At 67.2% G+C, this 12,767-nt stretch carries 15 protein-coding genes; 9 read left to right on the forward strand and 6 right to left on the reverse strand.

What is annotated here, in order from left to right; genetic code table 11:
* Nucleotides 1-332 precede the first annotated feature (332 nt).
* Complete coding sequence (locus NS6_RS23800) at nt 333-749, forward strand: helix-turn-helix domain-containing protein (RefSeq protein WP_033244044.1); 417 nt, start codon at nt 333-335, stop codon at nt 747-749.
* A gap of 232 nt (nt 750-981) precedes the next feature.
* Here NS6_RS23800 and NS6_RS23805 read toward each other — a convergent pair whose 3' ends face one another.
* The 5 genes from NS6_RS23805 to NS6_RS23825 all read right to left on the reverse strand — a co-directional run bounded on the left by NS6_RS23805 (nt 982) and on the right by NS6_RS23825 (nt 6,395).
* Nucleotides 982-2,004 (reverse strand): hypothetical protein, encoded by a 1,023-nt coding sequence (locus NS6_RS23805; RefSeq protein ID WP_068045539.1) that lies wholly within the window; start codon nt 2,002-2,004, stop codon nt 982-984.
* Nucleotides 2,001-2,513 carry an ImmA/IrrE family metallo-endopeptidase gene (locus tag NS6_RS23810; protein ID WP_068045857.1) on the reverse strand — a complete coding sequence of 171 codons (513 nt, stop codon included), beginning with the start codon at nt 2,511-2,513 and terminating at the stop codon, nt 2,001-2,003. The genes NS6_RS23805 and NS6_RS23810 overlap by 4 nt, the downstream gene beginning before the upstream one ends.
* Nucleotides 2,514-2,518: 5 nt before the next feature.
* Nucleotides 2,519-3,874 carry a hypothetical protein gene (locus tag NS6_RS23815; protein WP_157112914.1) on the reverse strand — a complete coding sequence of 452 codons (1,356 nt, stop codon included), beginning with the start codon at nt 3,872-3,874 and terminating at the stop codon, nt 2,519-2,521.
* A gap of 734 nt (nt 3,875-4,608) precedes the next feature.
* Nucleotides 4,609-5,523, reverse strand: coding sequence for an SDR family oxidoreductase (locus NS6_RS23820; RefSeq protein WP_068045543.1), 915 nt, complete (start codon nt 5,521-5,523; stop codon nt 4,609-4,611).
* 65 nt (nt 5,524-5,588) lie between these two features.
* Entirely contained in the window at nt 5,589-6,395 is an 807-nt protein-coding gene (locus NS6_RS23825) for an SDR family oxidoreductase (protein ID WP_068045546.1), read from the reverse strand.
* Nucleotides 6,396-6,461: 66 nt separating this feature from the next.
* Here NS6_RS23825 and NS6_RS23830 point away from each other — a divergent pair, with 66 nt between their 5' ends.
* From NS6_RS23830 to NS6_RS23855, 6 genes are all read left to right on the forward strand, one after another.
* Nucleotides 6,462-7,226, forward strand: a complete 765-nt coding sequence (locus NS6_RS23830) for an enoyl-CoA hydratase family protein (RefSeq protein WP_068045549.1) — start codon at nt 6,462-6,464, stop codon at nt 7,224-7,226.
* A 16-nt stretch (nt 7,227-7,242) separates the two neighbouring features.
* Complete coding sequence (locus NS6_RS23835; RefSeq protein WP_157112915.1) at nt 7,243-8,124, forward strand: CoA transferase subunit A; 882 nt, start codon at nt 7,243-7,245, stop codon at nt 8,122-8,124.
* The gene (locus NS6_RS23840; RefSeq protein ID WP_068045555.1) at nt 8,121-8,879 is read left to right on the forward strand and encodes a CoA-transferase subunit beta; all 759 of its coding nucleotides are present in this window, start codon (nt 8,121-8,123) and stop codon (nt 8,877-8,879) included. Before NS6_RS23835 ends, NS6_RS23840 begins: the two co-directional genes overlap by 4 nt.
* Nucleotides 8,876-9,958, forward strand: coding sequence for an NAD(P)H-dependent flavin oxidoreductase (locus tag NS6_RS23845; RefSeq protein ID WP_068045558.1), 1,083 nt, complete (start codon nt 8,876-8,878; stop codon nt 9,956-9,958). Before NS6_RS23840 ends, NS6_RS23845 begins: the two co-directional genes overlap by 4 nt.
* Nucleotides 9,959-10,088: 130 nt before the next feature.
* The gene (locus NS6_RS23850; protein WP_068045560.1) at nt 10,089-10,358 is read left to right on the forward strand and encodes a hypothetical protein; all 270 of its coding nucleotides are present in this window, start codon (nt 10,089-10,091) and stop codon (nt 10,356-10,358) included.
* Nucleotides 10,355-10,762, forward strand: coding sequence for a PIN domain-containing protein (locus NS6_RS23855; protein ID WP_068045563.1), 408 nt, complete (start codon nt 10,355-10,357; stop codon nt 10,760-10,762). The genes NS6_RS23850 and NS6_RS23855 overlap by 4 nt, the downstream gene beginning before the upstream one ends.
* A gap of 128 nt (nt 10,763-10,890) precedes the next feature.
* On the opposite strand, the gene NS6_RS23860 is transcribed toward NS6_RS23855, so the two are convergent.
* The gene (locus NS6_RS23860; RefSeq protein WP_068045860.1) at nt 10,891-11,523 is read right to left on the reverse strand and encodes an NAD(P)-dependent oxidoreductase; all 633 of its coding nucleotides are present in this window, start codon (nt 11,521-11,523) and stop codon (nt 10,891-10,893) included.
* An 86-nt stretch (nt 11,524-11,609) separates the two neighbouring features.
* Here NS6_RS23860 and NS6_RS23865 point away from each other — a divergent pair, with 86 nt between their 5' ends.
* A complete protein-coding gene (locus tag NS6_RS23865) occupies nt 11,610-12,242 on the forward strand; it encodes a TetR/AcrR family transcriptional regulator (RefSeq protein ID WP_068045566.1) in 633 nt (210 codons plus the stop codon).
* Nucleotides 12,243-12,259: 17 nt separating this feature from the next.
* A complete protein-coding gene (locus tag NS6_RS23870) occupies nt 12,260-12,748 on the forward strand; it encodes a cupin domain-containing protein (protein WP_068045569.1) in 489 nt (162 codons plus the stop codon).
* The last annotated feature ends 19 nt before the right edge of the window (nt 12,749-12,767 follow it).

Consider the following 12,767-nt stretch of genomic DNA (forward strand, 5'->3'; position numbering starts at 1 on the left):
AACGTTCATCTCACCGTTGGCCAGACGTGTCGTACACCACACAATGCACTATACGGTGCTTCAGAAGGGGCATCAGCAATCCGGAGGCTACTCGCCGCCCGCCCGGGAAGACCCCCGGGACGGGCGGCGACCTGGTGGTATTACGAGCCCACAAGTTCCGTGCGGGGTAACCCGCAAACGCGATACCGCGGTCCACTTCCCCGGATACAACCTAGAAGCTTCAAGGAAATCCTGAATCAGGCGTAGGTTTTCAGTTACTGAGCCGCTAATATCAATGATAGGTATCCGAGATAACGACTGTTAGTACAGTGAAGGGAATTGGGCGGCTCACAATGGCTGATTTCGCGGCGCGGCTGAACAAGCTGTTCGAAACCGTGCATCCCCCGGGGCGTAAGCCGCACACCAATGCAGAGGTAGCGGCCGCACTGACGGCATCCGGTCATCCGATCTCCAAACCGTATCTGTCGCAGTTACGGTCGGGCCAGCGGACGAATCCGTCCGATGAGACGGTCGCCGCCCTGGCGAAGTTCTTCAAGGTGAAGCCCGACTACTTCTTCAACGACATCTACGCCGCGAAGATCGATCACGACCTCGAACTCCTAGCGCAGCTACAGGGTTACGGCCTGCGCCGGCTGTCCAGCCGGGCTTTCGACCTCTCCGAGGAGTCGCAGAACCTGCTGACCTCCATGGCGGAGAAACTGCGTGCCAGCGAGGGTTTGCCCGAAGTTCCTCCGGACGGAACGGAATAGAACCGGAAACAGGCGCGGTGCGGTCCTCATCAGGATCGCACCGCGCCTGTCTCTGTCCGGGGTAACCGTCATACCGGCGGCCGAGCCGGGAAGAATTTCTGCGGCACCAGTATCGTCGAGCCTGAAGATTTGCAGTGTCCGATAATCACCGTACCGACCACTCGGCATGATTCACGAGCCACATCGAGTGTTATCACAGTGACGTAACGGACGTACCGCATACCTCGGGCAACTAGCCCGAAGCGGGCTCCGGTTGCGCGGCCTGTTCCGGCAGCGCGTCGAAGGCCTGGGCAATCGCCTGCACCCAGCCTCGCGGGCTGATTCCCTCCGGTGGCGCGATCCACCGGGCATCCACCACGGCCGGTCCCAGCGGATGCCTGGCCCACTCCGCAACACGCTCGGCCCGCCGGGCGATCGCCGCCGGGGGGTCACCGGCGGCAACGATCTCCACTCCACCGCCCGATTGCAGGTACAGCGCATCCATGATCTGCGCGACCCGATCCGAGGCCTTGAGCTGGGTCGATGTCCCGGTCTCCTCCTGCACCACCTCCGGGAACCGCTTCACCATCACCCTGTGCAGGCTCTGCACGCGCCGCAGCAACAACCGCGCCCGCAACCACATCTCGACCACGATCCACACCGCACCGAACGCGATCAGCAGCGCGGCGACCTGCCACAGCGGCCACGCCCACGTCGGCTTGCCCGGTTCGGCGCCGGGGGCATCGGTAAGGCCACGCTGGATCTGCCCGGCGGCCAGCCCGATCACCAGTGCGGTTCCGGCGATGTAGAGGGCGATACCGCGGCCCAGCGCCGTCCAACTGAGATTGCGCAGCCCCGTCACCACAATGAAAATCCCGGCAGCCGCGACCACCGCCCAGCCGAGAACGAACGACCACAGCAGCGCGGCGACACTCGCCAGAATCCCGAGACCGTATATCCCCCAGGCGATCTGGCGCAGATTCCGGCGCGAAACCACCGGCCAGGCCGCGGAGGCGACCACCGAGGTCGCGGTGACGAACAGTAACCAGGCGCCGACAACCACACCTTCGGACAGCAACTCACCGGCCAGTCCACCGGGGAGCAAGTTGTCGATCGCCAGGCCCACATCAGGAATCGCCGCGGTACAGGCCAGGGCCACCGCGGCAACAGCCACCACGATCGCCACTCGGGCGGTGGTCGCCGGCTTGACGAGAACACGCCCCACCCGAGCGCCGGCGGCGACCCAAACCAGGAGGGCGGTCAACCAGAAGGTCATCCCAGAGCCTCATCGAATCGAAGGACCGAGACGCCCGCGCCCCGGCTGTTGAAAACGCGCAAACGTGTCATCAGCATGGCGGCGAACGTTTCGGCCTCCCATTCGGCCTGGTCGTTCTCCCCGTCCTCGAGGGCGGTCTGATGTGCACGCTGACTCAGCATGTAGGCGATCAGATCGTCACTCACCTCGAGCGTCACCTCGGTAGCCGGAGCACCCTCGTGGTCGAAGACGATATGGCCCAGCTCGTGCGCGAGCGTGTGGTCGCGACTCGGCAGCGCGCTGGCCAGCACGATGATGTCCTTGGCCGGGTAGTACCGCCGCTGCCCACAGACACCGGGGCCGAGATCGGCATCAGTGATCTCGATCGGCCGGCCCCGCTCGGCGGCCACCGCGTCGACCACCTGGTCCAGCGTGGTGGCGTCGGCGTCGGCAGCAATCGCGCACACCGCATCCACGGCAGCCGCGACGCGACGGTAGGCACGAGTACTTTGCGTTTTGCTCTGTGTCATCGCGATCACGCACCCGTTCCGAAGAATTCGGAGCGCGCGGCATCGATACGCGCCTGTGCCTGTGCGGCGCTCTGATAGCTCATCACGGCCGAACCACCGCCGGCGATAGCCAAGGCGACGAGCCCACCGATCACCGACAGCAGCGCCGGTTCCGGCAGCAGGCCCTCGGCGCTGGTCGGACGCACGGTGTGACTCGGTGGCGCCGCGGCCACCGGCGGCGCGCTCGGTGCCGGAGCACCGGGTGCGGCGGGGGCCGGCGCCGCAGGAGCGGGAAGACCCCCGCCGACCGCGACATCCACCACACTGGGTGCGCCGGGGCCCGCACCGGCACCACCGGGCGCCGGCAGCGCCAACGGCGGCCCGACCGGAGCCGACGGCACCGGCGGCACCGGTAACAGGAGAAGTAGCAACGGGGCAGCCGAACCCACTCCGGCGGACCCCAGGGCCGCCGAACCGGTCGCTGCCGAACCGGCGGCCGCCGAACCCGTGGCCGCGGAACCCACTGCGGCCGAACCGAGCCCGGCCGAACCGGTACCGAGCACCCCGATTCCCGCCGAACCGAGCGCCGCCGAACCGGAGCCCAGCACACCCGCTCCGGCGGAACCCACTGCGGCCGAACCTGTTCCGAGCACGGCGGAACCGGTGCCGAGGCCGGCCGAACCGGTGGCTCCCAGCCCCACGCCGGCGGAACCCACTGCGGCGGAACCGGTGCCCAGCGCCGCCGAGCCCGTTCCCGCGGCAGCGGAGCCGGTAACGGCCAAGGGGGCGAGCGCCGCCGAACCGACCGCTGCCGAACCGGTGCCGAGAATGGTGCCGAGTGCGGTGCCCAGGCCGATGGGGCCCACGGGTTCGGCAACATCGGTGGGTGCGGGTGCCGGCGCGGTAGGCGCCGAGGATTCAGTTGCCGGACCTGCCCCCGCGGAACTACCGCGGCCCGGGATATCCAGGGTTTGCCATTGCGCGACCTCGCCGGGCTCCGGCCCACTTCTGCCGGTGGCGCCCGGCCCGCTCAGCTCCGGGGCGGAGGGAATATCGGCCGGCGCGGGCGGCGTATCAGCGGGTGCGGGAACGCCCGCACTGCCGGTACCGAGGCCGGCCCCGGCGCGGTCGTCCCGGGGCGGTGCGACTGCCCCGGGCGCTTCGTTCGGCCGGCCGGGAATCGCGAGTGGGGCGCTGGGGCCCGATTCGGGCCCGGCGTCACCGGGCGGCGCGAACCCGTTGCCACCGCTTCCTGTCGGCCCCTGCTCCACCTTCGGTGAGCGGCCCGGTTCGGCGGCTGCGTATCCCGGCCCCCCGAGTAGCGCCAGGCAACCCGCTGCCCCGGCTACTGCGAGTAATCGCTTGCTGCGACCAACGGCCATGCGCCAGCCATCCCCTCGATCGATATTGCGGATCCCCCGGTGATGACGCCTTCCGGGCAGAACGAACAGATGGTTGCCCATGGTAAACCAGGGCCCTGACCGCCGCATAACAAAGCGGCGAGACGGCAACTGCCCTGCACTGCACCGCAGGTGGAGCGACAGGCCACAGCGGTGATACCGCAATCGGGCGTGTGATTATTCACAGTTGCCGTTCGGCGCATGCGGTAACTGAGCCACCTGCACGCCGGCGGATCCGGGCGGCGAACGGTGTCCGTCTTCCCACACGAGCCCTCGGCCGAAAGCGCCATCGGCCGGTCCACACCAGCGGACGACAGCGAGCATCCCGGCTCCCTGCGCCGCTCCGGTCGCAGCGCCGAGTATCCGGGTTCGCCTGCCATCGGGGTGGGTCCGCGAGCGGTGAATGTGGATCATGCATACCGTGCCGCCGAGGCGGCCGGGTACGCCGGTTCCTCCGCTGATCGATACGGCTATCGGCCGCGGAGTAGTGGAGTTCCGCCGGGACCCCTGAACCGGTAACGCAGGCAACGGCACGACCCCGGGGACACCGGCAGCCTCGGCTTGGATGACCGGCTTCCGCAATGGCCACACCAGATCGCTTCGAGGCGATCGGAAGGGTGCTGGACCACGATCCGTCGCGGACCGTTCACCGTGGCCGGAGCAACCCGGCGGGCGCAGACTCGACTATGCGGCCCGCCGGGTGCCCGAGGCAGGGTTTACGACGCCCCGTAAACCGGCTCCGGCGCGTTCCCCTTCGAGATCAGTTCCGCCACCACCGGGCCGAGATCGGCCGGGTTCCAGCGGGTTCCGCGGTCCACCGGGACACCGTGCCGCCAGCCTTCGGCCAAAGCGATACGCCCGCCCTCGACCTCGAACATCCGGCCGGTGATCCCGGCCGATTCCGGGCTACCGAGCCACACCACGATCGGCGAGATGTTCTCCGGCGCCATGGCGTCGAAACCGTCGCCCGGTTTGGCCATCATGTCGGCGAAAACCGTTTCGGTCATCCGGGTGCGGGCCGAGGGCGCGATAGCGTTCACGGTGACGCCGTAACGACCGAATTCGGCCGAAGCGGTGAGGGTCAAGCCGGCGATACCCGCTTTGGCGGCGCCGTAGTTGCCCTGGCCGACGCTGCCCTGCAGACCGGCGCCGGAGCTGGTGTTGATGATCCGGGCGTCGACCGGGCGGCCGGCCTTGGACTCCGCGCGCCAATACGCGGCCGCGTGCCGCATGGTGGCGAAATGGCCCTTCAGGTGAACCCGGACCACCGAGTCCCATTCGTCTTCGGCGAGGTTGACCAGCATGCGGTCGCGGACGAAACCGGCGTTGTTGACCAGGACATCGAGGCCGCCGAAGGTATCCACGGCCTGCTGGATCAGCCGCTGCGAACCGTCCCAGCTCGCCACATCGTCGCCGTTGGCGACCGCTTCGCCGCCGGCCGCGCGGATTTCGGAAACCACCTGCTCGGCGGGCGTCTCCGCGGTGGATTCACCACTGAGGCTGGTGCCGATGTCATTGACCACGACCTTCGCGCCCGCGGCCGCGAAGGCCAGTGCGTGCGCGCGGCCGATTCCCCGGCCGGCGCCGGTGATGATGACTGTCCGTCCGGCACAGATGCCCTCGGTTGCCATATCCGTTCCTATCGTCGATGGTCGTCACTGGTGTTGTCGCGCCGGCGGGGCGGCGCCGAGGCGCGTCAGGGCTGTGCGGTTTTCGCCGCGTCGGTGGAATGGGCGGCGTTGGCGGCCGAAAGGAAAGCCGGCGGTTCGCCGCCGCCGTGGATCTGCAGGGTGGCGCCGCTGATGTATCCCGCGAGCGGGGAGAGCAGGAACGCCACCCCGTTGCCGACATCGTCGGGCCGCGCCATCCGGCCCATCGGGATGGTCTGCCCGACGGCGGCCACACCGTCGGCGTCGCCGTAGTGCAATTCGGCGAGCTCGGTTTCCACCGCGCCGACGACCAGCGAGTTGACCCGGACCCGGGGCGCCCATTCCGCGGCCAGGGAGACGGTGAGTGCGTCCACTCCGGCCTTGGCCGCACCGTAGGCGGCGGTACCGGGCGAGGGCCGGTGACCGCTCAGGCTGGAGATATTGATGATCGACCCGCCGGTTTCCCGTTCACTCATCACCGCGTGTGCCGCCTGCGCGACGTGCAGGGCCGCGAGCAGATTCAATTCGATGATCTTGGTATGGAATTTCGGGCTGGCATCGGCTGCCAGCACATAGGGCGATCCCCCGGCATTGTTCACCGCGGCGTCGAGCCGGCCGTACCGGCGCACGACCTCCTCGATCATCGCCCGCACCGCCTCGGCGTCACGCACATCGCAGGGCAGGAAGTCGATAGCGCGTCCGCCCACTTCCACCGGAGTTTCCGCCGGTCGGCGCGCGCACGCCACCACGGTTGCGCCGGCGGCCAGCAGGACCCGGCTGATACCGGCGCCGACACCGCGGACGCCCCCGGTTACCAGAACGACGCGATCGGACAGGTCGATTTCGAGTGCCACCGTGTTAACCTACCAAGCAATTGCTTGCTTAGCCAAGATGCTCGAGAATGCGAGATTGGATACGCGATGGGGATCACCCGCCATTCGGAATCCGCCGGTATCGCCGTGGTCACGGTCGACTATCCGCCGGTCAACGCCATACCCTCGGACGGCTGGTTCACCCTCGCCGACGAGATCCGCGCCGCTGGGCGCGACCCGCAAACCCGCGTGGTCGTGCTGCGTGCGGAGAACCGGGGCTTCAACGCCGGCGTGGATATCAAGGAAATGCAGCGCACACCGGGCCACCAGGCGCTGATCGACGCCAACCACGGCTGCTTCGAGGCCTTCGCCGCCGTCTACGACTGCCCGGTCCCGGTCGTCACCGCGGTCCAGGGCTTCTGCCTCGGCGGCGGAATCGGCCTCGTCGGCAACTCCGACATCATCATCGCCTCCGAGGACGCCACCTTCGGCCTGCCCGAGGTCGACCGCGGCGCGCTCGGCGCGGCGACCCACCTGTCCCGGCTGGTCCCCCAGCACCTCATGCGCGCCCTGTTCTTCACGGCCGCCACGGCCACCGCCCAGCAGCTGCACCATCACGGCTCGGTACTGAAGGTGGTGCCCCGCGACGAACTCGACGCTGCAACGCTCGAAGTCGCCGAGAACATCGCCGCCAAGGACGGACGGGTGATCCGGGCCGCCAAACGCGCACTCAACGGAATCGACGTGCAGGACGTGCACCGCAGCTACCGCTACGAGCAAGGCTTCACCTTCGAACTGAACCTCTCGGGCGCCTCGGACGAGATCCGCGAGCGGTTCGACGACGACCTGGCAGCGCAAAAAGACAAGAACTGACATGGAGCGGAAAACCATGCGAGACAAGCGGAAATCGCTGGACGAGATCGTCGGCGAACTGCGCAGCGGAATGACTATCGGCATCGGCGGCTGGGGGTCGCGGCGTAAGCCGATGGCCCTGGTGCGGGCGCTGCTGCGGTCGGATGTCACCGACCTCACCGTGGTCACCTACGGCGGCCCCGACCTCGGCCTGCTGCTTTCGGCCGGAAAGGTCCGCAAGGCCTATTACGGTTTCGTCTCCCTCGACTCGGCGCCGTTCTACGATCCGTGGTTCGCCAAAGCCCGCACCTCGGGGCAGATCGTGGCCCGGGAAATGGACGAGGGCATGCTCAAATGCGGGCTGGAGGCGGCCGCGGCGCGGCTGCCGTTCCTGCCGATCCGCGCGGGCCTCGGCTCGGATGTGCCGAATTTCTGGGACGGCGAACTGACCACCGTCACCTCGCCCTACCCGGGACCGGGTGGTAAGGCGGAAACCCTGATCGCCATGCCCGCACTGAACCTCGATGCCGCGCTGGTACACCTGAACCTCGGCGACCCGCACGGGAACGCCGCGTACCAGGGGGTGGACCCGTATATGGACGACCTGTTCTGCATGGCCGCCGAGAAGCGGTACCTGTCGGTGGAGCGCATCGTGGACACCGAAGAACTGGTCAAAACCGTTCCGACGCAGTCGCTGCTGCTCAACCGCATGATGGTCGACGCGGTGGCCGAGGCACCGAACGGCGCGCACTTCACCCTCGGTGGGGACAGCTACGGGCGCGACGAGAAGTTCCAGCGCCACTACGTCGAAGCCGCCAAGTCACCGGAAACCTGGCAGACCTTCGTCGACACCTACCTCAGCGGCTCCGAAGACGACTACCAGGCCGCCGTCGCGCGATTCAAGGAGGAGCAGCGGTGACCAGCACCGAAACCATCACCCGGGCCGAGGTCTGCGCGATCGCCTGCGCCGAGATCTTCCGGGATGCCGGGGAAATCTTCGCCAGCCCGATGACGCCGATGGCCCAGTTGGGCGCCCGGCTCGCGAAACTCACCTTCGAACCCGACCTGCTGCTCTCCGACGGCGAAGCGTTCTTCCTCGCCGAAACACCGCCCATCGGCGGTAAGGCACCGGTGGAGGGCTGGATCCCGTTCCGCAGGGTTTTCGATGTCCTGGCCTCGGGCCGACGCCACGTAGTCATGGGCGCCAACCAGATCGACCGATTCGGCAACCAGAACCTGTCCGCCTTCGGACCGCTGCAGCAGCCGACCCGGCAGATGTTCGGGGTCCGTGGCGCGCCGGGCAATACGATCAACCACCCGACGAGCTATTGGGTTGCGCGGCACACCAGGCGGGTGTTCTGCGAGAACGTCGATATCGTCGCCGGGATCGGTTACGACAAGATCGACCCCGAGAACCCCGCCTACCGGTTCATGAAGGTCCACCATGTGGTCAGCAACCTGGGCGTTTTCGATTTCGGCGGGCCCGGTAACACCATGCGCGCGCTGAGCCTGCACCCCGGAGTCACCGCCGAAGAGGTCGCGGAGAACACCTCGTTCGAAATCGCCGACCTGGGCACCGCCGGGGAGAGCCGGTTGCCGAGCACCGAGGAACTGCGCATCATCCGTGAGGTCCTGGATCCCAAGAAGATCCGCGAGAAGGAGGTTCCGCAGTGACCTCCCGGCTGCGGACCCCGCTGACCGAACTGGTCGGGATCGAACACCCCGTCGTGCAGACCGGGATGGGCTGGGTGGCGGGCCCGAGCCTCGTATCGGCCACCTCCAACGCGGGCGGCCTGGGGATTCTGGCCTCGGCCACCATGACCTACGCCGAGCTCGAAACGGCCATCGCCAAAACCAAAACGCAGACCGATAAGCCGTTCGGCGTGAACATCCGCGCCGACGCCTCCGACGCGCCCGAGCGGATCGACCTGCTGATCCGCGAGAACGTGAAAGTCGCATCGTTCGCGCTGGCGCCGAAGAAAGATCTCATCGCGAAGCTGAAGGACGCCGGCGTGGTGGTGGTTCCGTCGATCGGCGCCGCCAAGCATGCGGTGAAGGTCGCCTCGTGGGGCGCCGACGCCGTGATCGTCCAGGGTGGCGAAGGCGGCGGGCACACCGGCCCGGTCGCGACCACTCTGCTGCTGCCGTCGGTACTGGACGCCGTCGATATCCCGGTCGTCGCGGCCGGCGGTTTCTACGACGGACGCGGGCTGGCCGCCGCCCTCGCCTACGGCGCCGCAGGTGTCGCCATGGGCACCCGGTTCCTGCTCACCCAGGAAAGCAGCGTCCCGGATTCGGTGAAACAGGAGTACCTGCGCCGCCGGCTCGGCGAAACGGTGGTCTCGACGAAGGTCGACGGTATGCCGCACCGGGTACTCAACACCGAACTCGTGCAGAAGCTGGAGGGTTCGGGCCGTATCCGCGGACTCACCGCGGCGGTCGGCAACGCGACCAAGTTCAAGAGCATGACCGGCATGAAATGGTCGACCCTCGTCCGCGACGGCCTGGCCATGCGCAAGGCCAAGGACCTCACCTGGTCGCAGGTGATCATGGCCGCCAACACTCCGATGCTGTTGCGCGCCGGGCTGGTCGAGGGCAATACCGAAGCCGGTGTGCTCGCTGCCGGCCAGGTGAGCGGCATCCTGGACGATCTACCGACCTGCCAGGAACTCATCGACCGGGTCGTCACGGACGCGGTCGCCCGGATCGGCACTCTCGCTGCGCTCCCCCAGGGCGCCGAATCCGCTAACTGATCGAATTCACGCCAGGCCCGCCCACCACGCGTGGGCGGGCCTTCTTCCTGTCGAATCACCCCCTGCGGCCGGAGGCTCTCGACTCGAGTAAGCAGGTCGAGTGTAATAGTTTTTGTCGTACAATAGCCGGGTGTCGACTACACGCGCAGGCTCGACCTCCAATGTCTCGGTGTCCATGCCCACCGATCTGCTGACAGCCGTCCGCGAACGTGCCGGTCAGCGCAATGTGTCGGCATATATCGCCGAAGCGGTGCGCCACCAGCTGGAAATGGACGGACTGGCCGAGATCGTCGCAGAGTACGAATCCACTCACGAACCGCTCACCGAAGCCGAGATCGTGGCGGCGGCACGGGATATGTTCGGTCCGGCCGGCGCGACCACCGGCCGCGGCGCCGCGTGAACGAGCCCCAGGTCCAATCGATCGTCCTCGACTGCCAGGCATTCGGCCTGCTGTTACAGCAGGACCGGGCGCTCACCGCTCGGGTGGAGGCTGCTCGCCGAGCGGGAATCGTAGTGCGTGTGTCGGTGCTGACGATCGTCGAGGCGGCCCACGGAAAAACCGATATCGCCCGCCTGAATTGGTACCTTTCGCGATTGCGAGTCGAACCGGCACTACCGAACGACTCGCTGGCCGCAGTGAAACTACTTCGCGCTGCAGGCGGGTTGCACGGCCACAAATACGCCATCGACGCCCTGGTCGCCGCTATGGCATTGCGGGCCCCCGGCCCCGCGCTGGTACTCACCTCCGACCGGGACGACTGGAACAAACTCTGTGGCGACCGGGTCGTCATCCGGGACGTGTGATCAGGCAGAATGCCTGCTCCTATCGTGCTGTCTCACGTCCTGAGCCGGCGGTGGGCGTCTCAAACCGATGGCACTTATCCAGCCTGGTCCGGGTAGCTCGCCAGGGGCCGGGGCGGTCGGTTGGCCTGTCAGTCGGCGACTCCGATGATCTGCCGAACAGTGTCGATGTTCTCGAGACTGGACAGCATTGCGTGCGCAAGATCGGCGCGACCGATACGGTGTCCGCGTGGGACGTTCGAACCGATACTCACGCGATAGTCGCCCGTGGCGGGCGTATCGAGCAAACGTGGTGGTCGCACGATAGTCCATTCGGCTGAACTGTTGCGGATGCCGGTTTCCATCTGGGCGAGGTCGGTGTAGACGTCGCGGAACACGCGGCTGATGATCGGCGTGACCACCGCCCGCATCACGAACGTCTCGCCCTCCGGTACGGGGCCCACAGGGACTGCACTCACGACGACAAATCGTCGCACTTCGACTGTGGCCATGGCGTGCAGGATGTTTCGTACGCCGGTCGTCGCGATGCTCCCGTTCTTTGTGCTCGCGGCCAGCGCGGACAGTACCGCGTCGCGGCCCCGCACGGCCGGAACCAGCGCGTCGGCATCGGCGATGCCGACAGTCACCCTCTCGAGGCGTGGGTGCGATACCGGCATGCGTTGCGGATTGCGCACCACTGCCGTCACGTGATGACCGGCTTCGAGCGCTTGGTCGACTATATGACGGCCGGTGCCACCGGTAGCACCGAAGACGGTGAGTTTCATATCCACTCCTCTTGGTTAGTTAGTGCTCACTACGCTAAGGTAGTGAGCACTAACTAACAACGCATAACAGTGAGGAATCGAGGGCTATGTCCAGAGGTGCCGATACCCGTGCCCGCATCCTGCTGGCCGCCGAGCGGTTGATGCGGGAGGCCGGGCTGGCGCGTACGACCACCAAAGAGATCGCGCGAGCAGCCGCGTGTTCCGAGCCCGCGCTGTACCGGCATTTCACGAGCAAAGAAGATCTGGTCGTCGCCGTGTTGCAGGAGCGGCTACCGGCCTTCGGCCCGCTGATCTCGCAGTACACCACAGACCCGGGAGGACGCTCTCTGCACGACTGCCTCGTCGAGATCGCCGTGGAGGCAACACTGTTCTACGAGGGCAGTTTCGCGATCAATGTATCGCTGTTCTCGGACCCGGCACTCCTGCGCCGGCACCGGGAGGCGATGTCCGCGCTCGGTACCGGCCCGCACCTCCCGTTGCGGGATCTGGCAGGTCTGCTGCGGGCCGAACAGGCGCGCGGCCGGATGTCCTCCGGCGCCGATCCCGACTCCGCCGCGGCCGCGTTGCTGGGCGCCTGCTTCCAACGAGCATTCCTGCACCACTTCCACGGCGCGGCCGTCGCGGACGCCGACACCCACCGGGAACAGGCGCGCGAGTTCGCTATCGGAGTCGTCGCGACATTGGTAACCGGAATCGCGGAAACACACCGCAACAGCTGAGCGAAGGAGTCGACCTCATGTCGCAGCCATTCCAAGCCACCGACGATGTCGGTAGAGCCGTCTGGCACCTGGGCGCGCTGATGCAGTTACGACTGACTGGTGAGCAAACCGACGGCCGTTTCGCACTCACCGAACACAGGTGCCGGCGCGGCACTGCCGCGCCCCTGCACCGTCACGCGCTACAGGACGAGACGTTCATCGTGCTCAAGGGCGAACTCGCTATCCACATCGATGGCAGGGACTTTCGCGCCGGGCCGGGTTCGATTACGTTCGCGCCGCGTGGGCTGCCGCACTTCTATCAGGCGGAGTCCGAGGAATGCCGTTTCCTCGCACTGATCATGCCTGCCGGGTTCGAGCAGTGGTTCGTCGAAACCGGTGAACCCGCAGGTGATCTGTCGCTTCCGCCGATTCCGGACAGTCCACCCGACGTCGGCGCCCTCATCGCCGCGGCGGCCAGATACGGAGTCGAGATCCTCGGGCCACCACCGAACATGACAGCCGGCTGACCGATGCGGCCCTGTGTAC

The sequence above is a fragment of the Nocardia speluncae NBRC 108251 genome, assembly GCF_001613245.1.
Lineage (GTDB): Bacteria > Actinomycetota > Actinomycetes > Mycobacteriales > Mycobacteriaceae > Nocardia > Nocardia speluncae.